1 protein-coding gene is annotated in these 652 nt (G+C 69.5%); it reads right to left on the bottom strand.

The genetic code is table 11. The features are described from left to right. A partial coding sequence (locus tag V8U06_RS29200) for a methyl-accepting chemotaxis protein (protein WP_427143651.1) occupies positions 1 to 652 on the bottom strand: 652 nt, incomplete at both ends.

The raw sequence follows: 652 nt of genomic DNA, 5'->3' as shown, positions 1-652 counted from the left end.
GTCTGGAAGGCGATCTCGTCGATGACGCCGATGATGTTGGAGATCTGGCCCGAGGAAGCCTCGATGCGCTGCATGGCGGCGACGGCGTCGGAGACGACCTTGACCGAATGATGCGCGGAGGAATTGGCCTCGGAGGCCTTGTTGCGGGCTTCCTCGGCGCGCTTGGTGGACTGCGAGACGTTGGCGGTGATCTCGTCGAGGGCGGCGGCGGTCTCCTCGAGGGCTGCGGCCTGCTGCTCGGTGCGGCGGGACAGGTCGTTGGCGGCCTGGCTCAGCTCGCGCGAGCCGCTGTCGATGGAGCCGGTGGCTTCGGAGACCGACTGCAGCGTGGTGCGCAGCTGGGAGACGGCGGCGTTGAAGTCCTGGCGCAGGCTCTCGAACTCGGGAGAGAAGGACTGCGTGAGTTCGCAGGCGAGATCGCCGCCGGCCATGCGCTTGAGGCCTTCGGCAAGACCGCCGGTGGCCTGGGCCATGGCGGCGGCGCGCACGCGGTCGACTTCGAGGGTGCGTTCGCGCTCGGCTTCGGCTGCGGAGCGTTCGGCCTGGGAGGAGGCTTCGAGGGAGCGGGTGCGCAGGCCGTTGTCCTTGAAGACCTGGACGGCGCGGGCCATGCCGCCGACTTCGTCGCGGCGTTCGGTTTCGGCGACGGTGA

Source organism: Shinella sp. G-2, from assembly GCF_050172695.1.
GTDB lineage: Bacteria > Pseudomonadota > Alphaproteobacteria > Rhizobiales > Rhizobiaceae > Shinella.
Note: the sequence above shows the minus strand (reverse complement) of the source record. Positions and strands in the feature narration are given on the sequence as shown.